At 39.9% G+C, this 24,576-nt stretch carries 20 protein-coding genes; 6 read left to right on the plus strand and 14 right to left on the minus strand.

What is annotated here, in order from left to right:
• Positions 1-144: 144 nt before the first annotated feature.
• Positions 145-1,293, plus strand: coding sequence for an acetylornithine deacetylase (gene argE / locus KAN5_RS11595; RefSeq protein WP_244389754.1), 1,149 nt, complete (start codon positions 145-147; stop codon positions 1,291-1,293).
• Between the two features lie 49 nt (positions 1,294-1,342).
• Here argE and panP read toward each other — a convergent pair whose 3' ends face one another.
• Positions 1,343-2,971 carry a pyridoxal-dependent aspartate 1-decarboxylase PanP gene (panP, locus tag KAN5_RS11600; protein ID WP_244389755.1) on the minus strand — a complete coding sequence of 543 codons (1,629 nt, stop codon included), beginning with the start codon at positions 2,969-2,971 and terminating at the stop codon, positions 1,343-1,345.
• Positions 2,972-3,228: 257 nt separating this feature from the next.
• Here panP and KAN5_RS11605 point away from each other — a divergent pair, with 257 nt between their 5' ends.
• Positions 3,229-5,166, plus strand: a complete 1,938-nt coding sequence (locus KAN5_RS11605) for a bifunctional diguanylate cyclase/phosphodiesterase (protein WP_138553833.1) — start codon at positions 3,229-3,231, stop codon at positions 5,164-5,166.
• Here KAN5_RS11605 and KAN5_RS11610 read toward each other — a convergent pair.
• From KAN5_RS11610 to mpl, 5 genes are read right to left on the minus strand one after another with little or no spacing between them, the layout of a single operon-like run.
• Positions 5,087-5,764, minus strand: a complete 678-nt coding sequence (locus KAN5_RS11610) for an SAM-dependent methyltransferase (protein WP_138553834.1) — start codon at positions 5,762-5,764, stop codon at positions 5,087-5,089. The genes KAN5_RS11605 and KAN5_RS11610 overlap by 80 nt on opposite strands.
• Positions 5,764-6,531 carry an ABC transporter permease gene (locus KAN5_RS11615; RefSeq protein WP_016708332.1) on the minus strand — a complete coding sequence of 256 codons (768 nt, stop codon included), beginning with the start codon at positions 6,529-6,531 and terminating at the stop codon, positions 5,764-5,766. Before KAN5_RS11615 ends, KAN5_RS11610 begins: the two co-directional genes overlap by 1 nt.
• Positions 6,532-7,458: an ABC transporter ATP-binding protein gene (locus KAN5_RS11620; protein ID WP_016708333.1), complete on the minus strand. Its 927-nt coding sequence runs from the start codon at positions 7,456-7,458 to the stop codon at positions 6,532-6,534.
• Entirely contained in the window at positions 7,455-8,078 is a 624-nt protein-coding gene (locus KAN5_RS11625; protein ID WP_016708334.1) for a flavin prenyltransferase UbiX, read from the minus strand. The genes KAN5_RS11620 and KAN5_RS11625 overlap by 4 nt, the downstream gene beginning before the upstream one ends.
• Before the next feature lie 15 nt (positions 8,079-8,093).
• Positions 8,094-9,446, minus strand: a complete 1,353-nt coding sequence (mpl, locus tag KAN5_RS11630) for a UDP-N-acetylmuramate:L-alanyl-gamma-D-glutamyl-meso-diaminopimelate ligase (RefSeq protein WP_138553836.1) — start codon at positions 9,444-9,446, stop codon at positions 8,094-8,096.
• A gap of 573 nt (positions 9,447-10,019) precedes the next feature.
• Here mpl and KAN5_RS11635 point away from each other — a divergent pair.
• Complete coding sequence (locus KAN5_RS11635; RefSeq protein ID WP_244389756.1) at positions 10,020-12,929, plus strand: TonB-dependent receptor; 2,910 nt, start codon at positions 10,020-10,022, stop codon at positions 12,927-12,929.
• Between the two features lie 69 nt (positions 12,930-12,998).
• Here the strand turns inward: KAN5_RS11635 and KAN5_RS11640 are convergent, their stop codons facing one another.
• From KAN5_RS11640 to folB, 5 genes are all read right to left on the minus strand, one after another.
• On the minus strand, positions 12,999-14,084 hold the full coding sequence (locus KAN5_RS11640; protein ID WP_138553838.1) for a hypothetical protein: 1,086 nt from the start codon (positions 14,082-14,084) through the stop codon (positions 12,999-13,001).
• 57 nt (positions 14,085-14,141) lie between these two features.
• The gene (locus tag KAN5_RS11645; protein WP_244389757.1) at positions 14,142-17,789 is read right to left on the minus strand and encodes a hypothetical protein; all 3,648 of its coding nucleotides are present in this window, start codon (positions 17,787-17,789) and stop codon (positions 14,142-14,144) included.
• A 122-nt stretch (positions 17,790-17,911) separates the two neighbouring features.
• A complete protein-coding gene (locus KAN5_RS11650) occupies positions 17,912-18,712 on the minus strand; it encodes an undecaprenyl-diphosphate phosphatase (protein WP_244389758.1) in 801 nt (266 codons plus the stop codon).
• Positions 18,709-19,197: a 2-amino-4-hydroxy-6-hydroxymethyldihydropteridine diphosphokinase gene (gene folK / locus KAN5_RS11655; RefSeq protein WP_016708340.1), complete on the minus strand. Its 489-nt coding sequence runs from the start codon at positions 19,195-19,197 to the stop codon at positions 18,709-18,711. Before folK ends, KAN5_RS11650 begins: the two co-directional genes overlap by 4 nt.
• Position 19,198: 1 nt before the next feature.
• Complete coding sequence (folB, locus tag KAN5_RS11660) at positions 19,199-19,555, minus strand: dihydroneopterin aldolase (protein WP_016708341.1); 357 nt, start codon at positions 19,553-19,555, stop codon at positions 19,199-19,201.
• A 252-nt stretch (positions 19,556-19,807) separates the two neighbouring features.
• On the opposite strand from folB, the gene plsY reads away from it, so the two are divergent.
• Positions 19,808-20,413, plus strand: coding sequence for a glycerol-3-phosphate 1-O-acyltransferase PlsY (gene plsY, locus KAN5_RS11665; protein WP_016708342.1), 606 nt, complete (start codon positions 19,808-19,810; stop codon positions 20,411-20,413).
• A gap of 2 nt (positions 20,414-20,415) precedes the next feature.
• Here the strand turns inward: plsY and tsaD are convergent, their stop codons facing one another.
• The 3 genes from tsaD to KAN5_RS11680 are packed head-to-tail and all read right to left on the minus strand — an operon-like array spanning position 20,416 to position 22,416.
• Complete coding sequence (gene tsaD, locus KAN5_RS11670) at positions 20,416-21,429, minus strand: tRNA (adenosine(37)-N6)-threonylcarbamoyltransferase complex transferase subunit TsaD (protein ID WP_016708343.1); 1,014 nt, start codon at positions 21,427-21,429, stop codon at positions 20,416-20,418.
• Positions 21,430-21,479: 50 nt separating this feature from the next.
• The gene (locus KAN5_RS11675) at positions 21,480-22,070 is read right to left on the minus strand and encodes a YjaG family protein (RefSeq protein WP_016708344.1); all 591 of its coding nucleotides are present in this window, start codon (positions 22,068-22,070) and stop codon (positions 21,480-21,482) included.
• Positions 22,063-22,416 carry a DUF2007 domain-containing protein gene (locus tag KAN5_RS11680; RefSeq protein WP_016708345.1) on the minus strand — a complete coding sequence of 118 codons (354 nt, stop codon included), beginning with the start codon at positions 22,414-22,416 and terminating at the stop codon, positions 22,063-22,065. Before KAN5_RS11680 ends, KAN5_RS11675 begins: the two co-directional genes overlap by 8 nt.
• A 76-nt stretch (positions 22,417-22,492) precedes the next feature.
• Between KAN5_RS11680 and KAN5_RS11685 the strand changes: the two genes are divergently transcribed.
• Positions 22,493-22,900: a DUF2721 domain-containing protein gene (locus KAN5_RS11685; protein WP_016708346.1), complete on the plus strand. Its 408-nt coding sequence runs from the start codon at positions 22,493-22,495 to the stop codon at positions 22,898-22,900.
• A gap of 49 nt (positions 22,901-22,949) precedes the next feature.
• Positions 22,950-24,473, plus strand: a complete 1,524-nt coding sequence (locus tag KAN5_RS11690; protein ID WP_138553843.1) for a DUF3369 domain-containing protein — start codon at positions 22,950-22,952, stop codon at positions 24,471-24,473.
• The last annotated feature ends 103 nt before the right edge of the window (positions 24,474-24,576 follow it).

Consider the following 24,576-nt stretch of genomic DNA (forward strand, 5'->3'; position numbering starts at 1 on the left):
TTTGGGGAATGAAACTGAATTATCGTCGTTTTATATTCATTGCGTCGCTTTAATATATTTATGCTTAAAAAGTGAATTGATATTCATAATAAATACTTTTATATTGTTATGCAATTAGATTGAATAATTATTTTGGATTTTTTTATGCCTTTACCCTCTTTTTTGTCCATGTATCAGCAGTTAATTGCCGCCCCTTCCATTAGTGCTATGGATGAATCTTTAGCCATGAGTAATAAAGGCGTGATTGATCTACTTGCAAACTGGTGCACCAGCTTAGGTTTTGAATGTGAGATCACCGAATTATCAGGGCCTAAAGGTCGTTTTAATTTACTCGCCAAACGCGGCCACGGTGATGGCGGATTAATGCTTGCTGGCCACACTGACACCGTTCCTTTTGATGATAGCCGTTGGAATTATGATCCATTTAAATTAAGTGAATATGACAACAAATTATATGGTTTAGGCAGTATCGATATGAAAGGTTTTTTTGCTTTTGTACTGCAAGCAATTAGTGAACTTGATAAAAACGAACAAACTCAACCTATTTTGATTTTAGCCACCGCCGATGAAGAAACAACTATGGCCGGTGCGCAACAAATTTGTAAACATCCAAATTTAAAACCGGCGCGTTGTATCATAGGTGAACCCACTGATATGACACCAGTATTTACTCACAAAGGTCACATGAGTACAGCGATTCGAGTGGTTGGCCGTTCAGGTCACAGCTCCGATCCTGAGCGCGGTTTAAATGCCATTGAAGTCATGCATAAAGTCATTGCGAAGTTATTACTGTTAAAAGAAGAGTTAAAGAATAAATATTCAGTAGAGCATTTTGTCATTCCCTACCCAACATTAAACCTCGGGCATATTCACGGTGGCGATAACGCTAACCGTATTTGCGGCTGTTGTGAAATGCACATTGATATGCGCCCATTACCGGGTTTGAGCGTACAAGAACTACAAATGATGCTGTTAAAAATAGCCGCTGAAATCAACAACCAATACCCAGATGCAGTGAGTGTAATGGATATGCACGAGCCTATTCCTGCGTTTACAGGGAGTACTGACACAGCATTAGTACAATTGGCAGAAAAGATATCAGGGGAGCAAGCCGTTGCGGTAAATTACTGCACCGAAGCACCGTTTATTCAACAATTAGGCTGTGAAACGATTGTTATGGGACCGGGCTCTATCAATCAAGCTCACCAACCAGATGAATTTTTAGCGATGGAAAAAATCAAACCATCACAACATATAATTAGTGAAATGATTAAAGCTAGTTGCTTTGGGTGATCACTAAAAGCGATGGCGCTTCTTTACGATAAGAAGCGCCACTGCGTTGCTAATCCATATATTTAGATAAGAATTTTTTAAATACAGGATCGGTTTTCGCGAGTGCCTTTTGCTCTGTCAAGATTTCTTGAAGAATACTCTCTGATGTCAGAGGGTTGGCAAGTACAACGCGAAAAACCACTGTTGGCTGATGAGCATATTGAGCTGGCGTCAATCGCGTACGTGATACAAATGAACGCCCAGCTTCACGTTGACGCTTTTGCATACTGGCGGTGAAACGATTTAGTGAAGCAAATATATCCAAACGCGTTTGTTCATCCGCTTGCGCTATTTTTTGCTTAATTTGCTTTGGTACATAACGATAAGTTAAAAGGCACAGCTCAGGCTCTGAGATCAGTTCAAAGTCATCATCTGCTTTTATTAAGTCAGCAAAGTAACGGGCTTTTTCAATGCCTTTGTCGATTAAAATTTCATAGCCTTTACGGCCAATAACACGTAAGCAAGCATGCACTAACATTGCCATACCTGGGCGGCTACCTTCGAGAGTATGACTACCTAAATCTTTTGAGCCTTTACGCAAAATATATTCAGCATGATGCTCAATGGCATCTGTCGCTGCAGGATCTTTAAACAGTACAAGACCTGCCCCCATTGGCACGTACATTTGCTTATGTGCGTCAATGGTAATTGAATCAGCGCGCTCAATCCCTTTTAATAAAGGGCGGTAAGTATCAGAAAGTAGCGTTGCTCCTCCCCATGCAGCATCGACATGGAAATGACAATTAAGTTCCTGACTTAAATCAGCCATCTCATCAAGCGGGTCAATATTACCTGTTTCGGTCGTGCCAGCCACAGCAACAATTGCCATCACTTTGATCCCTTTAGCCGCTAATTGCTGCGCAGTTTCACGCATGGCTGCAATATCAACTTTATTATCATCGGTGGTTTTCACCGCAACAAAGTTATCACGGCCGATACCTAATAGGTCGGCTGTTTTACCTAAAGAATAATGACCGCGTTCTGATACTAAAACAGCTAAACCTTTATAGCCATAATGTAACATTGCACTGACAATGCCTTCAGCTGCAATGCCTTTAAAATTACCATCAGCTTTTAATAGTCGGTTTCTGGCAATCCACAAAGCAGTAATATTCGCCACGGTGCCACCGGAGCAAAAAGCACCAAGTGAAGTTTTGGCACTGTGCATCCACTTACTATAAAAAGCGTCATCTTGGCCATAAGCTAAATGATGCATCATGCCCAAGACTTGGCGTTCAAGTGGCGTAAATGCTTTAGAGGTTTCAATCTTGACTAAGTTTTGGTTAAGACCCACCATCAACTTCGACAGTGGTAATACAAAATGCGGGAGCGCTGATGTCATATGGCCAATAAAACTTGGCGCGGCAGTGTGCACTGAATGAGCAACTAATTGCTCCATAATATCCTGCGCATAAGCTGAAACAAAAGTCGGATCTTCTGGGATCACTGCCGATTGAAAATCTTTCTCAATCTCATGCAATGGCTTTTCAATTGCCGCGATATTCTCATTCAGAAAACCAGCTAAATTGCTCGAGATCTCAAGTTCGATTTTACTCAAAGTTGAGTCAGGTGCTTCAGGCACAGTAAATATACGCATCAGAGTTTCTTTAGAGGCGACGGCACAACGCTTTTGATCCATCTTAATACCCAATAAATGTAGTTTTTTTGGCTAAAGCCCCTAAGCTGGGCTTCATTAACAATAACATCAACTACAATGATTCTACGAAATGCGTTAACTTTACTGCAATAGAGTAGAAATGTCTCGTATTAAGCCATAAAAGCACTCAATTGCATGACAGATTGATGATAGTTTGATTAAAAAATGCTTAACTATATTTTTATAGGTGATGTAGTCTTTTTTTGTATAATGGGGAGGATAATAAATAAAGGATGAGCATGATAAACACAAATTTACGGACGAATTGGATAATCGCAGGCTTCATACTGTTTTTTATCAGTTTATTAGGCTATATCTATTACACTTATCACAGTACCCGCAATGATATAATGCAAAGCGTTGATACTCGCTTACTTAATGCTGCATTAAGTGTTAAGCATATATTGGGAGATGACTACCATAAAAAAATTAATGCAGGCCTTCGCATATCACCATCTGCATATCAACAAACTAGTCGGCAACTTTCAGAGTTTGCTAATGCGTTAAATATCGCTTACGTTTATGCCATGGTACTAAAAGACGACAACGTATATTTTAGTGCTTCGAGCTATACACAAAACGATCAAAATAGTGGCAAAGTAACCCAGTTTCTCGATTTATATCCGGAAGCCACCGCTGCGAATATAGGTGCGTTTTACTCAACTGAACCGGTATTTGAAATATCAAGAGATCAATGGGGCCATTTTAAAACTATTTTTGTGCCCTTTGTTGATGCCAACGGCGTAACCTACTTAACCGGTGCCGATATTACAATCTACGATCTCAATCAGCGATTAGCTGAGAGTGTTTCGAAAGCAGCCGCCATGGCGGCATTCTTCTTTTTTATTGCTCTATTAGTTGCTGGTATTTATGTGTATTTGTTAAAACGCGCAATTTCTACCGACACCAGCAGCGGTTTTGCCAACCACATTGCGCTGGAATACTATATTAAAAAATCGTCGAATCATCATATGCAGTTAGCGGTTATTTGGGTCAATGAAATTGAAGATATTAGTAGTTTTTATGGTACTGAAATAAGTGATCGGGTGATGAACACCTTATTGCATTACTTTAGAAAAAATCGCCCAGCTGCAAGCCGAATATTTCGCTTAGCAACTAATAAAATTGTGCTTATAGCTCCTTTTAATGACGATGATATGAGCTTTAACGATGTGATCCAAGCTTATAATTACAGTACACCACTTCTTACTGATCCGTTTATTTACATCACTTTATGTGCGGGCATCGCCAGCGGCAATAAATCTATGTTACTTGAAAATGCCCATATTGCAGCACTGCAAGCGAAACAAGGACGCCACACTGTAGTTAATTATTCGAGCGCGCTTCATGATGTAAAAAATCAATACCAATACAATGTAGCGATGGCCAAGGAAGTACGAGAAGCATTTGAAAACAATAGAATTGTCCCATACTTCCAAGCTATTTATAATAGTGACAACAAGACGATTATTCAATATGAGTGCTTGGCTCGAATGATCACTTGTCATGGCGAAATTCTTAAGCCTGACTCTTTCTTGGACGTTGTAAACCGCTCTAGAATGGATGGCATGTTAACCCGAACTATGCTCACGCAATGTTTTGCGCGCTTTAGAAAAACCAGCATTTGCTGGAGTATTAATATTACCGTTCAAGATATGCTCGATCCTAGCTTAACTGAGTTTTTGGAAGATGAACTCAAGCGCTACCCCCTACCCGGTAATATCACCTTAGAGCTTTTAGAAACCGAGGCAATTGCTAATTTTTCTGAAGTTAAAGCATTTATCACCCTAGTAAAAAACCGAGGAGTACGAGTAGTTATTGATGATTTTGGTACGGGTTATTCAAATATATCTAATGTACTGAAATTAGAGGTAGATGGAATTAAACTTGATGGCTCCTTAATTCGTCAAATAGTTAATGACCAAGATATTTATTTATATATTGAGCACATCGCCAGTTTCGCAAAACAACTCAGTTTACAACTAATTGCAAAAAATGTGGAAAGCCGACCCGTCGTAAATGCGCTCCGTAAAGCGAATGTGGCGCTGATGCAAGGGAATCATTTTAGCGAAGCAGCGCCACACGTTAACCTCGACGTTAGGACTGCCCTGTCAAAGGGACCACTAACCGATGACTCTGTTGCCCACTCGCCCAATATTTTCGTTCAAAAGGAGTGATAGCAATATCACTTTCATAGTGCGCTACTTCGCAACTATATCCGGCTAAATTAAGTGCTTGCGCAAACTCTTTGACGTAGATATCCCAGTTACTGCGTACTTCTAGCAAGCCTCCCAGTTTAACGATGAATGGGAAAATAGCTGCACCGTGCCAACGCCGTTGAATATGCTTAGCTTTAGGCCATGGATTTGGGTATAACAAATAATGATGTGTTGGCTGCCAGTTAGCGGCCACAGCTAAACGCCAAAAATCATTCAAGTCGGCTTGCACTAAAATATACTGGCCTGAGTCAGTTTGTTTGTACTCGATATCATGTTTATCTAAACGGTGCGACGATTTATCAATGCCAATGACAAGTGCATCAGGATGACGCTTGGCTAAATTCGCCGTGCTTTCACCTACACCACAGCATGAATCTAAAATGATTGGCCCCGCAAAAGCCTGCACTTTTTCATTTACTTGGTCAAAAGCCGTTTGCGTGTGCGCTGCAATCGGCTTTTTAAATTCAGCAGTTAAATGCTTATTAACTATCTCATCCAGCTTTTCGTGTAAGCCTTGTTGATTCGATACAATACTACGTGAATTTGCATCACTCATCAGTGTCTTAACCCCACACCTTTTTTAATTAGCGTTAATGCTAACGTAAATAAGGCTGTAATAAATATTAACAACACGCCAAATGCGACTGACAAATCAACATCAGATACACCTAAGAAACCATACCTAAAGGCATTAACCATATAAATAATAGGATTAACCTGCGACACACCCTGCCAAAATTCAGGTAATAAGGTGATGGAATAAAACACCCCACCTAAATAAGTAAGTGGTGTTAATACAAAGGTCGGGATAATACTAATATCATCGAAGCTATTGGCGTAAATTGCATTGATCAACCCACCTAATGCAAATACCGCAGAGGTGAGTATTACCGTCGCAATGATCACAAAAATGTTATGAATTTGAATATCAACAAACAGTAACGATACGCAGGTTACGATTAAACCCACCAGCATACCGCGGGTCATCCCGCCGCCCATATAGCCAAGCACAATGATGTAGTTTGGTACTGGTGCAACTAATAATTCTTCAATGCTTTTTTGAAACTTGGTTGAATAAAAACTGGATGCAACATTGGAATAGGAGTTAGTGATCACCGACATCATAATAAGGCCAGGCACAATAAACTCCATGTAACTAAAGCCGCCCATATCGCCAATGCGCGAACCAATTAAGTTACCAAAAATCACAAAATACAAGCTCATGGTAATGGCAGGCGGTACTAACGTTTGCACCCAAATACGCAAAAAGCGAATACACTCTTTGATCCATAAACTTTTTAAGGCTACGCCATATTTAAACATCTACTTGCCCCGCCCTTGCTCTAATAAACCAACAAATAACTCTTCTAATCGGTTTGCTTTATTACGCATACTGAGTACTGTATTTCCCTGCTCAGTCAATGCTGTAAATACGGCATTTAAGCCTTGCGACTTTGCCACTTCCACTTCAATTGTATGATCATCAGCCATAGTAAACTTATAACCATCAAGCGTTACTGGCTGCACTGGCTGTTTTAAATCGAGAATAAAGGTTTCTTTATCTAATTTAGCCAATAAAGCCTTAATAGTGGTATTTTCAACGATAATACCAGAATCAATAATGGCGATATTTTTACACAGTAATTCAGCTTCTTCTAAATAATGGGTGGTGAGAATAATCGTTACACCCTGTTCGTTTATTTGTCGTAAGAAATCCCACATTGAACGACGTAGTTCAATATCAACACCTGCAGTAGGCTCATCTAAAATAAGCAGCTTTGGTTCATGCATTAACGCACGGGCAATCATTAAGCGGCGTTTCATGCCTCCGGATAACGTACGCGCTTGTTTATCTTTCTTTTCCAGCAAGCCTAACTGCGTTAAATATTTATCCGCACGCTGATGAGCCACTTTACGTGGTACACCATAATAACCCGCTTGGTTTACCAGTATTTGTGTCAGCGTTTCAAACTGGCTAAAGTTAAACTCTTGCGGTACCAGACCAAGCTGCGATTTAGCCGCTTCTAAGTCACTATCGATGTCGTGACCAAACACTTCGACTTTCCCTTGGCTTTTATTAACCAGTGACGAAATTACGCCGATAGTCGTTGATTTACCCGCACCATTAGGGCCAAGTAGGGCAAAAAAATCGCCTTCATAGACTTGAAGGTCAATGCCTTTAACGGCTTCAACGCCATTTTTATAAACCTTGGTAAGGCCTTCAATATTCAAAGCTACTGCTTTACTCATGATTTACCTTCTCCATAACCCCAACGTTTCGTTAGTGTATGTTCAATATTTAAGTGATCTAAAATGCGTGCAACCATAAAATCGACTAAATCATTGATGGTTTGCGGTTGATGATAAAACCCTGGTGCTGCAGGCATAATAGTCACCCCAAGCTTGGCCAGTTTAAGCATGTTCTCTAGATGTATTTCACTAAACGGGGTTTCTCGTGGTACTAAAATAAGCTGACCGCGCTCTTTAATCACCACATCTGCAGCCCGCTCAAGTAGATTATCTGATGCCCCTACCGCAATGGCTGAGACTGATCCTGCACTGCACGGGCAGACGACCATTTTTTTCGGCGCTGCTGAGCCTGACGCAACTGGGCTAAACCAGTTATCTTTACCAAACACTTGTAGCTGACCTGCCGATGCATTAAACAAAGCACTCAACTGCTCGGTCGCCTTATCTTCATTGCCCGATAATTTTATATTTGACTCAGTATCAAGCACCACACGAGCTGCACTTGAAATCAACACATAGACACGAAATTGCTGCGCCAGTAATACTTCAAGCAGTCGTAAGCCATAAGGCGCACCTGACGCGCCACTAAAGGCAAGCGTAATGGTTTCTTTATATTGCACTGTCGCTCCGGTTTATTACGAGGTAAATTTATGCTGTAAAGCTGTGATTAACTTGTCATGAAGGCCATCAAAGCCCCCATTACTCATAATTAATATATGCTGCTGCGGTTTTGCATTTGCAACTACGCTTGCAATGATCTCATCGGTATTCGTTAGGCACTGCATACCCGCTTGTTTGGCTTGTTCACGTAATGACCAGCTTAAATTTTCTGGTTCAAATAGATAAACCTCATTAGCATCAACTAACGATGCTAATAACGTATGTTGATGTACGCCCATTTTCATCGTGTTTGAACGAGGCTCTAAAATCGCAATAATTTGTTCATCCCCCACTTTTGCACGCAGGCCAGCAAGGGTCGTTTTTATTGCTGTTGGGTGATGGGCAAAATCGTCATAGACATTGATGTTAGCGATATTTGCTTTAAGTTCCATGCGTCTTTTGGGGCTAATAAACTCAGCTAATGCCGCAATACTGTGCTCTATAGCAATACCTACATGGCGCGCCGCTGCAATCGCCATAATCGCGTTTTTAACATTATGCTCGCCAATAGCTTGCCACTTCACAGTACCTACAGCTACATCACTGAGCAATACCGTAAACTCACTGCCATCACTTTTATGTAAATCATAACGCCAATCACCACCGAGTGTTTCTTTATCGCTCCAACAACCTTGCTCAATCACCTCATTTAAGGCTGACTCGTTAGTTGGCCAAATAACCTTGCCGCTACTCGGTAGTGTACGCATCAAGTGATGAAATTGTTTTTTAATTGCGTTTAAATCGTCAAAAATATCCGCGTGATCAAATTCAAGGTTATTTAAAATAAGCGTGCGTGGTAAGTAGTGAACAAACTTACTACGCTTATCAAAAAATGCAGTGTCGTATTCATCGGCTTCAATAACAAAAAACGGCGTTTCACCAACCCGTGCAGACAAGCCAAAATTTTGTACTATGCCACCGATTAAAAAGCCCGGCTTTAAACCTGCGTACTCTAAAATCCACGCCAGCATACTTGCAGTAGTTGTTTTACCATGAGTCCCAGCCACTGCAAGTACCCAAGAGTTTTGCAGCAAATTATGCTTTAACCATTCAGGACCTGAGGTGTAAGGTAGCCCTTTATCTAACACATATTCAACACACGGATTGCCGCGGCTCATTGCATTACCAATGACAACCATATCAGGTGCAGGCTCTAGCTGTGTAACATCATAGCCTTGAGTTAGCTTAATGCCCAACTCTTCGAGTTGTGTGCTCATTGGCGGGTAAACGTTTAGATCTGATCCCGTTACAGTATGACCTAACGATTTAGCTATCGCTGCAATACCGCCCATAAAAGTGCCACAAATACCTAAAATATGAATATGCATATTATTCCTTTGCCGCTAAATAGCCTTTGCAGCGCTAAAAATCGATAATAAATAAAGTGACTATAATGCCAAAAATAGCCATCAGTTACCATCGCCATCTACTGATGAACACTAGCGAAAACATCGTGCATTACAACTTTTTCAGAAAAGTTCCTTAAACAGGGTTAACCGAGCAAAAAACGAACATCAAAAAACATACAAAATTAACATTTTAGACTCATAAATAAACGATTTTATGTATTTATAATCACAATTTGGTTAATGACAACAGACCCACACTCACCAAAAAGCACCTCAAAAATGACAATGTAAACCTTTGAATACAATAAATTTTCACTTAAAACAACGAAGTACCCAAAAACACACCAAAATAAAACATAAAACACTTTTTAGCAACAAGCGTTACATTTAACAGGTACAAGACTCAATATATCTGCTGTGATAAAACATGCCGCTAAATTACATTTGGTTACATTACTGGTGATTTTTTTAACGCTAGAACTGTGACTAGATATTCGTGCAATCGACTTAAAATATTTTTTTGCATTTTAAGTTGTCGAAATTAAAGGTGTTATGTTGAAAAAATTAAATCTCATTACTGCTGGCATTCAAATCGCCATCATTACCGCTGCAGGCACTTCAGTAGCCTTTGCTAATACAACTGAAGATGTAAAACCAGTAGAGCGCATTCAAGTCACAGGTTCAAAAATAAAACGATTTAACCTTACTTCACCAACCCCCGTAACGGTGATCAGTGGTGTTGAGATGGAAAATGCTGGTGTCACTAACGTGAATGATCTACTTGCTGAACTGCCGCAAGCAACGGTTGGTTTATCACCTGAAACAACAACCAATTTCATTTATGCATCAGGACTAAACACCACTGATTTACGTGGTTTAGGATCTGAACGTACGCTGGTATTAGTCAATGGCCGCCGTTTTGTTGCAGGCTCTGTTGGCAGTACAGCTGTAGATTTAAACAATATTCCAACCACATTAATTGAGCGTGTCGAAATTGCCACAGGAGGTGCAGCTGCAGTCTATGGTGCAGACGCAGTGGCTGGTGTTGTCAATATCATTACAAAAAAATCATTCGATGGTATTGAAATTGATGCATCAACTATTCGTCCAGAGCAAAGTGGCGGCGAGCAAAGCTTCTTCTCTATTACCGGCGGTATGGAAGGTGACAAACTATCTTTTGTTACATCGTTGAACTACTCAAAAACAGATAGCTATAGTAAGTTAAGTCGTGACTTTTACCGCAACCCGGTAACCTCTTATGCAAATCCAGCAAATACCTCAGGTGCTGATGGTATTCCTGAGCGCATTATATTAGGTAAACCAAGTACGCTAAGTTATTACTCTGAGGGCGGTGATTTTTTTAGTAAAACAGGCTCACTTAGCGACGATCATTATAACAATCATCATTGGGCATTTGATGATAATGGTAATATTAAAGCATTTGACTATGGCTTAGGTCGTGTAGAAAACTCTGGTGTAGCGAATGCTTCTGCAAACAATCGTTATTATGCCGATGCCAATAACCCTGGCGATGGTATTTTTAGTCATGGTTACAAGAGCTATTTCCAAACGCCATTAGAGCGCGCTATTTTATCAACCTATGGCACATACGAAATCAACGATGATCACGCTGCAACATTTGATTTTACTTGGTCAGACTCAAAAGCAACAACAGAAAGCTCACCGGCATTCTTTGCTCATACAATCCGTCGTGACAATGCTTTCATCCGTGATGATATGGCTAAAATTATGGATGATAATAAACTAGACAAGGTAACTTTACGCCAAGCTAATGAAAATCTATGGGGCGATCGCGCCTATCAACAAGATCGCTCAGTGATCCGAACTTCACTTGGCCTTGAAGGTATCTTGAGTGATGACTGGGGCTATAGCACCTACGTACAATATGGCCGTATCGAGCAAGATACTTTATGGCGCGGTGAAGTTTTAGAGCAGAACTTAGCCAATGCTATCGATGCTGTTAAACTAAATGGCCAGATTGTATGTGCACTTCGTGATGCTGATGGCAATGTAACCGGTGCACGCGAAGATTGTGTTGCTTTTAACCCTATGGGTGCACATAGCGCTTCACCAGCACAAATGAATTATATTGCTACTAATGCAACACGAACTGCAAAACAAGATCAACTGGTTGTTGCGGCTACATTTGATGGCTTATTGTTTGAATTACCTGCCGGTGCAGTAGCGGCTGCATTTACCGTAGAACACCGCCGTGAAAGCGCAGAAACCAACCCTGATCAAGCAATGCAAAATGGCCTTATTTTTGGTAATTCAAGCTTACCGATGAAAGGTGATATAGATGTAAATGAATTTTCAACAGAAATTTCTGTACCTTTACTTTCAGACCATTTCTTGGCAACTGACTTAACTTTTGAAACGGCCTATCGTTATATGGACTACTCAGTTACCGGTGGCGATGATGCATGGAAACTATCATTAAATTGGGGCGTAACAGATGAAGTACGTATTCGTTTAAACCGCTCTAAATCAGTACGTGCACCGAGTTTAAGTGACTTATTTACTCCAAGTTCGCAAACCTTTAGTTCAGGTCGTAAAGATCCTTGTCGCGCCGATGAAATTGCCAGCTCGGGTAGTGAATACAAAGCCAATGTCATTGCTAACTGCCAAGCTGATGGCTTACCTGAAGGTTGGATGCCGACCGCAGAATGGCAAGCTGCAGGTAGCTTACCAGGCTATGTACAAGGTAACCAAGACTTACAAAATGAAACTTCAAACGACTACACCATTGGTTTTATTTATACCCCAGAGTTTATTGAGGGGTTAGATTTAACCCTTGATTATTGGTCATTCGAAATTGAAGGAGCGATTGAATATTTTGGTCGTGATAGTGTTGAGCTATGTTATGAATCATCATCACTAAACAGCCCATTCTGCTCAAATTTCGTGCGTGATCAGCAAACCGGCGATATTATTAATTATTATCAACGCCCAATTAATGCTGCTGTAATCAATAAAAAAGGCTTAGATATTGAATCAGCCTATCGTACAGAGCTCGGTAATGGTGATTTAGCACTTAAATTAACAGCGACTTACCTTGAAGCGGATAGCGAAAACTCAACTGGCCGCGCGGAAGATTTTCGTTCTAACGTGGGAGAAATTGAAGATCCTCGCTGGAAAGGCCGCTTTAATGCAGTCTACTCTCACGATGATTCAAGCTATATTTTAACCGCGAACTATCGCCATAGTAGTGTCGAAAGTAATGAATGGAACATTGAAGATAACAACTACAATGATATCCCGTCTTACACAACTTTTGATTTCATGTACAAAACTTACCTGCTGGATGAATTACAGTTACGTGTAGGTGTTAACAACATTTTAGACCGTGAGCCACCACGTAATCCATTCACTTACGATGATGGTGAGTTTTATGATGTGAAAGGCCGTCGCTTATCGTTAGGTGCTAAGTACACTTTCTAATTAAAACTGTGTTTAACTGATAAAAAACGCCTCAGTTCATTGAACTGAGGCGTTTATTTTTTCCAACAACTAAAAAAGCCAATTCACCTGCATATTTAACGATAATTGCATCGCTTTATTTGGATTTAACTTATCCATCGCGATCTCCAGTTTAAAATAATCAATTTTATACCCTAGCTGAGGTGTCAAATTAATTGGGTCGAACATTAATTCAAACATACTTTTTTTGTAAGCAAATTGAGCGCCTATTTGCATAAAGTTAATATCACCTTGACGCAATAAGTGTAAAGCATAATCTACTTGTTCATGAGCGTAAGTAAACGCTAAAGCTATTTGCTCAGGTATTTGATATTTATGCTCGCTTTGCCCTTCAAACCCTTTAAGTAAAGGCCTGAAACTACTAAATCCTTGGTTATCAACAAAACTGCCTTTAGTATTTATATTGGCGGAAGTATAGCCCAAGCTCTCGAGGCTAAAACGATTATAAACATCAATAAAATCGGCGCGTATAGTAAGGTTGTCAAATAAAGAAAACTCAGTAAAAACGTCCATAGAGTAACCATTACCATTGGTATCCCAATCACCTTCATTTGGACGCTTTAAAAAGTTATTGTGCGTGTAATATTCCTCATAATTAAGTTCCCCCAGCAAACTATTATCCTGACGTCCTTGCACATTTCCAGTCACAATTGAATGACGAAAATAATCAACATTCCAATAACTTCCTTTTATTTCGACAAGGAACTTATCTTTGAAGGTGTGGCTATAAGTCACGCCAAAACCCTTACTTTTATTGGCAAAGTAATCAAGCCTTACTCGGTAATTTTCTTTATCTAAGAGTGGGATCTCTTGTTGCTCTTGATAGTAACCTAAGGCGGTATCCGCATTACTCCTTACAAAATAATCAAGTCGTTGTTCTATATGAAATTCAAATTCTTCAAAACTTAAATGCTGATAACTTACGCCAAGCCTTGTTTGCGAAAAGCCTTTATCAGCATCAGATTTAGGAGGACTTTGCCAATCATCATCGACTAATTCCAGTACCGGTGAAATATTACTAAAACTATTTGAATCAATATAAAAAGACACTTGTTGCTGCGCATTACTATGCAGTGCCATTAAACCCAAACAGCCTAAAAGGATGTTTTTTATCATTTATTAATCTTTTTATAAAAAAGGCCTGCAAAGGCAGGCCTTAAATTTGATGCAAACTTATAATGTCTCAACAATGCCATTTTCATACACTATTAAAACAAGTGAATCGCGCTTAACAATTTCAGCGGCTTTTTCATCACCTACCATAATTGTCCCCAGCACTTGCTGTTCTGCGTCTTCATCTGCAGGTTCTGCTAATACCAGTTTAACATTTTCAGCATTTGTAGCTGATAATGTCTCAAGCTTAGTGTCATAACTCACAATAAAGCTGCGTTGTTTATCACTTTCAGGCAATAGATACTTCACATCGAGTGCTAGTTTACCTTGCTCTAGCTCAGTACGCTCACCGGTCAGGTTTAACTCTAGGTTATATTCACCCACCTTAACCTGCACATTTAGCGCGGCATTCACATCTAAGAAAGTTTCCTCATTTTCAACATTAGTCCCTAACTCAGGTTGTGTTAAATACATATCAATTTTATATGTACCATCTGCAGACCATTGCATGTGTTCAGGTTGCGTAAAATCAGCTCTTACTTCACCTAAACCACTCACAAAACTACGATAATAAACAGGTTCAAATGTTGGCTCTTCGCCAGGGATTGATGGAGGATTAATACTATATAAACGGCTCTTAAATGTATCTACGGCGGTAAAACTAGCAAGGTTTTCCCCATTTATACCAAAACGAGAAAACTGCCAGCTATAAGCAAATTCTGTAAAGTTCGCAAAATTACCACAGTTACCGCTTTGCTCATTAATATCAATTAAGTTCCCATCATAATCGTAATACAAACCATCTACTGTTTTACTATAAAAATCAAAGTTAACACAATTGAAAGAGTCCGTGATTTGATCATCATTACTATCAATTGCGGTCAACTTTTCATAGCGACCCCAACTATCATCAAGGTATCGATCAAAAAATTCAACGGTTATTGTTTGTGCTAAACCTTCGCCTTGAGTTTTTACCGTCAGCGTTTCACTTTGTACAAAGTCACCATTCTTAGAGACTGTAACATTATCTACTGAGAAATTAGTTTCTGAGGATCTTGCAACATTAATCGTCTGCACTTCTCCATCTTGAACGGATGCTTGTAAAGTTGCGGCTTCATCACTAACAGTAATAGTAAGCATATCTTCTAAATTTGGTGAAACTAAGTAACCATTCAGCTCTGTATTAAGGCCAGCTACAAGCGATGTATCATTATCGTCAAAGATTAAACGATACGAACCTTTATCCCCAACAACAACACTAAAGTCATTCGCGAATGCATCGTCAAAATAATCAGTAATTGTGGAGATTTGCTCAACTGGCGTTCGAATCCCAATATTCAACCCATTTAGCGCATCATCATAATCATGGTACTCACCATAATTATTAAACATGATATCAAGTACAGCTATACTGCTTCCGTCCTCAGTAATAAGCACACCATCATTATATTCTTTAAAATACTGATAATGCCTTTTAACTACAAATGGTTGATAATATTCATCAAACTCTACTTGTTCAATGAATTCAACATAACCATAATAATCATCATTTCCCTCGTTATAGTAGTTGTATAAATAAAATTGCACACCTTGATAAGTAAACGCTTCTCTTGTAAAACTCCCTTGAAAGTACCCTTCAATATCAGTAGTTCGATTAGCAGACACTTTCCAGTTTCCAGCATCTGGCGCAGTCTTTACAAATGTATAAGCAGTCACTGTTTCATCGTCATTCACTGATAGATTTAACGCTGTATTGGCTTCATTTATAGTGATTTCAGCAATACCTTTATACATTTCACCAAAACCTTTAAGTTCTGGCGGTATATATGATTCAAGATCTTTAATGTTGACGGTTGCAGTAGCTTTTACTAATTCGCCTTCAAGAGATGAAAACTCACCGCTTAAGCTGGCCATTTTAGGGAGCACTAGCATATCTTGTTCAAGCGTATAGTCCCAAGCAGATTGATTCCAGCTGCCATGCGAATACTCAGCACTGTATACTTGAAGCGGGAGTAATTCTGCCGTTAAAGCACCGGTAAAACTTACAGGGTTTGTTACTGTCGTGGTCACCTTTTGTGCAAGTGCCACATTTAGTTTCAGCTCCCCTTTGGTAGGTTCGGCATTAACATCACCACTTTCAATTTGAGCTCGGGTAACTGCACTATCTAAAGTAAGTGTTGCGTGACTTCCTTCAGCAATTGTAAATTCAACAGCTGCATTTTCAGCCATACCCGACAATAACAACTGATACTGTGTATTTTCTGTTAATGCGTTAATAGCAACATCAAGGCTTAATTTCTCTTCCCCGGACTGTGCAGTAACACTAAATATCAGGTTTTCTTCATCTATGGTTACTCTACCTGTACCCGCTGTAGTTAAGTAATCCGCTAAATCAAAGACAGTGCCTGTTACTTCACCGTTTTCAAGCTGTTGATGAATCTCTGTAACAGCTTCAATAACATCACTTAAAAGTGCAAAACTATCCGCTTGCTCTGCAACCATGTCTCCAGCCGCTTCTACGAGGCTGACAAACTGCTCGCCCTGGGATTCAAAATCTGCCCCAGACGAATTCGTAACATCAAATAAATTTGCAAACAAGCGTATATCATTCACCATTGCGCTGGCTTTTGCTATCGCATCACCTTGTGTTTCATCACTTACTTTGCCTTTAATCCGCCCATCATCACCCGCCTGTGTGATTTTTACCTGAATTTCATTCGCAAGATTCGTCGCCGCCTGCTCTAAGTCATCTAAGTGCTCAATCAGTGCAGGATCATTAGCAATCACTTCAATGAGCTGCGCCAACGCTTGCTCTGAGCCTGTTAAAACGTCTTCCAGTGAAAATTCAAAATCATCGTCATCATCGCTTTTACTCGATGCTAAAAAGGCACCATTCGCTGCTACCATGTCCGCAACTGCTGACGATAACTTGGTACTAAGCGCGAGCTCTGGTTCTTCTAAGTACAAGCTATTGGCAATACCAGCGTTGATAAGCGCATAGCGCATCGCATTACTATTATTACTATCAAATAAAGATGACGGTGCTTCTAGCGCGCCGGGAGTCAATAAGTTCAACGCCCCTACTAAACCAAATGTATTGGCTATTTCTGACTGTGCATCTGCAATCGCTTGCTCCGATACACTCCCGCGACTTTCCGCTAGTGCTGTCGCCATATGTGTTAACGGAGTTATATTAGCGGTATCTTGTGTGTTAGTGTTTTCACTGCTAATAGATAAAATACTCGTTAGAGAAAACTCAGGATCTTGCAGGGTTAAATTTACGTCATCACCAAATTTTACCACTGTATCAGTATCGTCAACTCCACAACCTTTAGGGGCATCACAAACCATTAATGTAGGAGATTCAGCATCACTACTTGCTGACACTTGAACTTTAACGATCCCTTTCACATCATTTAATGTAACTTGATATTGACCATTTTCATCCGTTACAAGGGATGATTCACCAAGTTCATTAGCCGTAAGCTCAACCGCCTCACCTTCTACATATTTAAAAAATGTCAGTTGGGCATTTTTTAGCGTCCCTTTTGAAGCAACCCCCTGTACTAACGCTTCACTTACAACGGGTGTAACAGGATCCGTTACTATAGGGTCTTTGCCATCAACGGGTTTATCATCTGACGACCCCCCACACCCAGATAACACTGCAACAATACTCAATGCCAATAATGATTTTTTAAATTCCATCTCTATTCCTTAATCAATTTATTTACAAACGTTACCAAGTGTAGTCAAAAAGGCAAAAAAAAAACACCTACGAAATCTAAGTGTTTTTTTCTCATAATATTGCAAATTTAATTAAATTATTTTTAAAGGCTTAAGAAAATAATTAATCCTGCTCCCAAGAGTAAACGGTAAATGACAAATGGCATCATTCCCATCCGCTCAATTATTTTTAAGAAGAAGAAGATACATGCATAAGCAGAGATAAAAGATAAACCAGCACCTAGAATTAACGTGGTCCAATCAACGATATGATCACCTAATGCTAGTTCAATGGTGTAATAAAGACCCATCATAGAAATTACAGGAATGGCCAGTAAAAATGAAAAGCGTGCGGCGCTTTGCTTGTTCATGCCAAGCATTAAACCTGCCGTCATGGTGATCCCTGAACGAGATGTACCAGGGATCATAGCCATCGCTTGTGCCATGCCAATCATTAATGCTGATTTCCAGTTTAATTGATAAATGGTTTTAGTTTGTTTCCCTTTAACGTCTGCATACCAAAGCAAAAGACCAAAAAGAATTGTTGTTATAGCGATGACCCATGCACTGCGTAAATAAAGCTCAATTAAATCTTTAAAAACCAATCCTAATACCGCAGCTGGAACAGTACCTAAAATAATCCACCAGCCTAACTTACTATCATCCGTAGCGCCTTGTGCACCAAATGACTTAAACCAGGCTCCTAATATTTCAACGACCTCTTTGCGAAAGTAAATGACTACGGCAATCAAAGTACCAACATGCACAGCAACATCAAAGGCAAGACCTTGGTCTTGCCAACCGAGAATTTGTGAAGGGAGAATAAGATGCGCTGAGCTAGATATGGGTAAAAACTCAGTCAATCCTTGGATCAGGGCTAAAACGATAATTTCGATAATACTCATGGGTTAGTAAACTCCACCTTCCATAGTTTTTGCTTGGGGTTGTTGTAAGCATCCCACAGCTGGGCGATTGTTTGCTTAGCTGTAGGGTGGTAAAAATCCGGGGCTATTTCAGCTAATGGTTGTAGTACAAAAGCATTTTTGGTTATTTCATCGCGGGGCAACTGCGCAGGTGTGTCACAGATCACATCGTCATAAAATAATAAATCGAGATCAAGGGTCCGTGGGCTAAACTTTTTATCGTTGTCAGTGCGGCCATTATCTCGTTCAATCAGCTTCAATAATTGGCAAAGCTCAGACAGCGGTATTTGTGTTTGCGCACCCACTACCGAATTATAAAAGTTATTGCCAGCAAAACCAACAGCTTCACTTTCAAATACACTAGAGTGCTCAAACTCAGTTAAGTGAACTTTTAGGGCAATTAGCGCTTGGCGAAGATAGTGCTCTTTATTAACATTGGAGCCAAGGCTAATATAAATTTGCGCCATCTTAACAGGCCTTACTTCGTGTAATTTCAACACCAACCGTGTTTGCTTGCGCCACAGCTGCGGGCTTACTAATGCGTATGGTCACTTGGGTGGTGGTAAACTCGGTTAAAATAATCGCTGCGAGTTGTTCAGCTAAAGTTTCTAATAACTCTACCGGTTTTGCTGTCGTGTGAGCAATTACTCGCTCGCTTACTTTTGCATAATCAAGCGCTAAAGCAATATCATCAGTTGCTGCAGCAGGTTTAATATCGCACAGCATTTCGATATCAAAATACAAACTTTGCTTAGTTTCTTTTTCAAAATCGTATACGCCTATGATAGTGTCAACATGTAGTTGTGATATAAAAACCTTATCCATAACTGCTCCAACTGGCAAAAGCTTAATCTCATTAATTTGAGTTTAGTTAAGCTATAATTTGTATTTATAGCCCTTATACACTGTAAGTGTGTTTTATTATGTAAAAATTACCCATACAATAGCGTATAGGTACACCATGTAAAATTAGTGTGTGGGTACATCACGTACTTGCATTTCAGTCATAAAAAGTATGAATGCAATTTTTGCGGCCAATGATAGCCGAAAAAGTGCGATATAAAAATAAGGAAGCGCGTGATAGCCGTTTTAATGTTAGTTTTAGCCTACTTACTAGGGTCGATTTCATCGGCTATTCTAGTGTCGCGGCTATTTAGACTACCCGATCCACGCAACCACGGCTCAAATAATCCTGGAGCGACCAACGTTTATCGCCTAGGAGGCGCTTTCCCAGCTTGCTTAGTATTGGTGTTTGATATTCTTAAAGGAACAATACCAGTGTGGGGCGCATACTTCTTGCAGCTTGATCCGCTGATGCTAGGGCTAATTGGTGTCGCCGCATGTTTAGGCCATATGTTCCCAGTATTTTTTCACTTTAAAGGCGGTAAAGCCGTTGCTACGGCTTTTGGGACATTACTACCCATTGGTTTATCACTTGGTGGGTTATTGATTTCGACTTGGGTTGTGGTGGTTGCGGTAACGCGCTATTCATCACTTGGCGCATTGATCGCTGTTTCATTAGCACCACTGTATACATGGTGGATCAAACCACTTTATACATTGCCAGTTACTTTTTTAACTATTTTGATAATCTTTCGTCACAATGCCAATATCAAACGTTTATTTAGTGGTAAAGAACCTAAAATTGGCGACAAAAAAACGCCGCCAACTGAAGATGAATAAAATTAAATTGCGTCTAAACTATCTATTGGCCAACGAGGCTTAGTTTTCATATCTAGGCTGGCAAACTGCCCTGCTTTTAAACGCTGCATACCAGCATAGGCAATCATCGCACCATTATCAGTACAAAACTCTGTACGTGGATAATAAACTTGGCCTTTCATCCCTTGCATTACACGTTCTAGCTGAGCACGCAACTGCACATTTGCACTCACCCCACCAGCAATCACTAAACGGTTAATACCCGTTTGTTTTAAAGCTCGTTTACATTTAATTACTAAAGTATCAATCACGGCAGTTTGAAATGCATGAGCGATATCAGCTTTAGTTTGCTCATCGTTTTCATTATCACGAATTGTAATTGCCGCTGCCGTTTTTAAACCACTAAAACTAAAATCAAGCCCCGGTTTATCCGTCATTGGCCGAGGGAAAATAAAGCGCTTAGGCACTCCTTGCTCTGCAAGTTTAGCCAGACGAGGACCTCCTGGGTAATCCAAACCAAGTAGTTTAGCTGTTTTATCAAACGCTTCACCTGCGGCGTCATCAACAGACTCGCCTAATACTTCGTATTGACCAATACCAGCAACTTTAACCATCATCGTATGGCCACCTGATACTAATAAGGCTATAAATGGGAACTCTGGGGTATTTTCTTCAAGCATTGGTGCCAGTAAATGCCCCTCCATATGATGCACCGCAACAGCGGGGATATTCCAACCATAGGCGAGAGAACGACCAATTGATGTCCCCACCAATAACGCCCCAACTAATCCTGGGCCTGCGGTATAAGCTATCCCATCAATATCTTCTGGGCCACAACCTGCCTGTGCAAAGGCAGCATCAATCAATGGCAAGGTCTTACGTACATGATCTCGTGATGCGAGCTCAGGTACCACACCTCCATAGTCCGCATGTACTTTTACTTGACTGTATAATTGATGCGCCAGTAAACCTTGCTCATCATCATAAATTGCAATTCCAGTTTCATCACACGACGATTCAATGCCTAAAATTCGCACTGCAGTTTTCTCCCATGCCTACTATGGCACTTTATAAAATAATCAAATAATTAAAGCGAAATACCAATATTTGTTTGCCCATCAGCGATAGCATGCTGCTTTAGTGCTTTAACATTTTCAGCCGTTACTCTGCCCATCTGCTCAACAAAATCAATGAGCTCACCTAACACTTCAATTTCATATTGCATTAATGGATGCTCACGTACCGCAGTATTATCAGCCAGCTCCCCTGTCACTGTTAATTGATACTCAATGAAACGTGCAACGGTTGCCTGCGATATTTTACTAATGCTGATAAACTCTTGCTCATCTTTAGCAATTAGACCATGCATTAAACCTAACAGCGCAGTCGCAGCATCGATAGCAGGGTACGTTCCGAACATATCAAAATCAGCAAGTTCAGGGACATTCGGCTCAATTTTTTCAATTTGCTTTTCAAGGCTTATTTTACTTTTCGGCAGTAATATTTTTTCCCAGCAGAGGTTAAGTGCACTGCGCAAAACAGCTTCATCACCAAACCCTGTCGCTTCACTGAATAAACCATAATTAGGTAACATGCGTTCAATTAATGCTGCCGCAAGTACCGCTTGTTGCAAATAGTTAAGCTCTCGAATGCGCTGAAAATTATTCGCTTTAGTCATTATTAGGTGTCCTACAAGACCAACAAAAATCAAATGTTGGCCCATTATGCTCATTACAATTGGGGCATACCCAATCAGGAGCTGATTGTTGTACTTGAGTGTAGTTTACCAATATTTGTCGCGCCTGGCGCTCTTTAATCGCAAAAACCTGCACCCTAACCTGAGTTTGCTCTAAAGGTATTTCACCTACTGCTCCTTGTAATGATTCACCAAGTAATTGGCAGTCAATATTATTGTTAAGAAATAGTCCTTTCACAATATTTGCTTCTATCGCATTCGCAGCACAATAGATTGTTAACCATTCAAATGGCGCTTGCTGTGTATCGTTATTTATTTTATTTTGCAATGACAACCTCTTTTACTTTGCGAACTAATTACCCTAAGCTACTCTAAGCAAAGTAATTGTTATATAGGAAATAATCATGACCCTCACAACGCCTGGACTGCTTTTCCCTGCAATCTCTTTGTTGTTATTAGCGTATACCAACCGCTTTTTAGTACTCGCACAATTAATTCGTGAACTCAATGCCCGTGAAGGCGATACTATACGACCACTCGTCGTTGCACAAATCACTAATTTAAGAAAGCGCATTAAACTAATAAGAACCATGCAAGTGTATGGCGTTGCTTCTTTTTTGATGTGTACACTGTCCATGTTTGCACTCTTTATCGAGTTTAAAACTACGGGAGTGATTTTATTTGGTGTGAGTTTAGCGTGCCTTGCATTGTCATTATTAACATCTTTGTATGAGATTCATATTTCATGTGATGCAATTGAAATTGAACTTAAAAACATTGAAAAAAAACCACTGAGCAGTAAGGCAGACTAAAAAACAGACACTATACTCTTTAGTACGATGATAAACTAAAGGTGTAAACGTGAACGACTTTTTATTTTCAGAAAATTCCCCTGAAGAGTCAGAAGCTCTTACACCACAAGCTTTCTGGGATATTCTCGTCGTTGATGATGAAGATGATATTCATCAAGTTACCAAGCTTGTGTTATCAGGTTTTACCTTTGAAGATAAAGCGTTACGTTTTCATCATGCTTATTCAGCTCAAGCCGCAAAAGAATTATTACGCCAAAATCTGGACTTTTCAGTTGGCTTAATCGATGTTGTCATGGAAACCAGTCATGCTGGATTAGATCTAATAAAATTTATCCGCGATGATCTAAACAACCACGATATTCGGCTTATCTTACGCACCGGCCAACCAGGTGAAGCCCCTGAAGAATCTGTGATCCGTGAATATGATATTAACGATTACAAAAATAAAACTGAATTGACTGCAATAAAAATGAAAACCTTATTGTATTCTGCTTTGCGTGCACACCGCGACATTCAAATTATAGAGCGACACAAAAAAGGCCTAGAAAAAATCATCAATGCCTCTAGCTCATTTTTAAAGTGTGATAGCGTGCATGAATTTGCATCAACTATTTTATCTCATGTAACCAATGTGATGGGCTTAGATGATACTGAAATTTATTGCGCGGCGGCGGTTAATCAACAAACCTCTCCAGCTACCGATTTTAAGCTACTGGCCGCATCCGGTGTAGAGCCTGAGGCTAATACCAACACACTACCTGATGATGTAAAACAGCTGTTTGTTGAAGCCCATAACCGAAAATCATCTCAAAAAACCACGCGTGACTATATTGGTTATTTTCCCACCCAAGCTGGTCTTGAAACCATGCTCTACGTACGTAAAGGTTCATTATTAGAAGCTACGGACTACCAACTTCTCGAATTTTTTGCCAATAACATTGCACTCGCTTACGATAACCTTAAACTGCGCGAAATGATGAAGGAGTCGCAAAAAGAGTTGTCCTATATCCTCGGCGAAGCCGTTGAGAAACGCTCAAAAGAAACCGGGTCGCATGTTAAAAGAGTCGCGCATTATAGTGAATTATTAGCTAAGCTATACGGATTAAATGGCTTTGAATGTGAAGTTATAAAACTCGCCTCTCCTTTGCATGACATTGGTAAAATCAGTATTCCTGATCATATTCTCAATAAACCCGGCAAACTTGATGCTCAAGAATGGGCTATTATGCAAACTCATGCCGAAATAGGCTACGACATTCTAAAAAATTCAAGTAACGAAATTTTAAAGTGTGGTTCAATGATAGCTTACCTACACCATGAAAAATGGGATGGTACTGGCTATCCTAACCAACTGGCAGGTGAAGACATTCATATTGTTGGCCGCATTACCGCACTTGCAGATGTATTTGATGCATTGGGGAGCGATCGTTGTTATAAAAAAGCATGGCCTCTTGAAGATGTGCTTGATTTAATAAAAAGCGAAAGTGGTAAACAGTTTGAACCTAAACTTGTCGATTTATTTATCAATAATTTAGTACTTTTTTTGGAGATAAAAGAGCGTTATCCTAACTGATAGTTGTAACATTTGTGTAAAATGCACTTTTCAAATTAGGTACAATGAATTACTATCTATTAAGATAAAATCAATTATGTTCGCCACTAGTGCGGCTTACTTA

Origin of the sequence: Pseudoalteromonas sp. KAN5, assembly GCF_022846535.1 — a bacterium.
Taxonomy (GTDB): Bacteria; Pseudomonadota; Gammaproteobacteria; order Enterobacterales; family Alteromonadaceae; genus Pseudoalteromonas; species Pseudoalteromonas haloplanktis.

Bases quoted from the DNA above. Each gene is read 5' to 3' on its own strand.
- KAN5_RS11610 (WP_138553834.1), bottom strand. From the start codon at position 5,764: ATGAGTGATGCAAATTCACGTAGTATTGTATCGAATCAACAAGGCTTA.
- KAN5_RS11620 (WP_016708333.1), bottom strand. From the start codon at position 7,458: ATGAGTAAAGCAGTAGCTTTGAATATTGAAGGCCTTACCAAGGTTTAT.
- folK (WP_016708340.1), bottom strand. From the start codon at position 19,197: ATGGCGCAAATTTATATTAGCCTTGGCTCCAATGTTAATAAAGAGCAC.
- KAN5_RS11635 (WP_244389756.1), top strand. From the start codon at position 10,020: ATGTTGAAAAAATTAAATCTCATTACTGCTGGCATTCAAATCGCCATC.
- KAN5_RS11605 (WP_138553833.1), top strand. From the start codon at position 3,229: ATGATAAACACAAATTTACGGACGAATTGGATAATCGCAGGCTTCATA.
- KAN5_RS11615 (WP_016708332.1), bottom strand. From the start codon at position 6,531: ATGTTTAAATATGGCGTAGCCTTAAAAAGTTTATGGATCAAAGAGTGT.
- KAN5_RS11650 (WP_244389758.1), bottom strand. From the start codon at position 18,712: ATGAGTATTATCGAAATTATCGTTTTAGCCCTGATCCAAGGATTGACT.
- KAN5_RS11645 (WP_244389757.1), bottom strand. From the start codon at position 17,789: ATGGAATTTAAAAAATCATTATTGGCATTGAGTATTGTTGCAGTGTTA.
- KAN5_RS11685 (WP_016708346.1), top strand. From the start codon at position 22,493: ATGACCCTCACAACGCCTGGACTGCTTTTCCCTGCAATCTCTTTGTTG.
- argE (WP_244389754.1), top strand. From the start codon at position 145: ATGCCTTTACCCTCTTTTTTGTCCATGTATCAGCAGTTAATTGCCGCC.
- panP (WP_244389755.1), bottom strand. From the start codon at position 2,971: ATGGATCAAAAGCGTTGTGCCGTCGCCTCTAAAGAAACTCTGATGCGT.
- mpl (WP_138553836.1), bottom strand. From the start codon at position 9,446: ATGCATATTCATATTTTAGGTATTTGTGGCACTTTTATGGGCGGTATT.
- folB (WP_016708341.1), bottom strand. From the start codon at position 19,555: ATGGATAAGGTTTTTATATCACAACTACATGTTGACACTATCATAGGC.
- KAN5_RS11675 (WP_016708344.1), bottom strand. From the start codon at position 22,070: ATGACTAAAGCGAATAATTTTCAGCGCATTCGAGAGCTTAACTATTTG.
- KAN5_RS11640 (WP_138553838.1), bottom strand. From the start codon at position 14,084: ATGATAAAAAACATCCTTTTAGGCTGTTTGGGTTTAATGGCACTGCAT.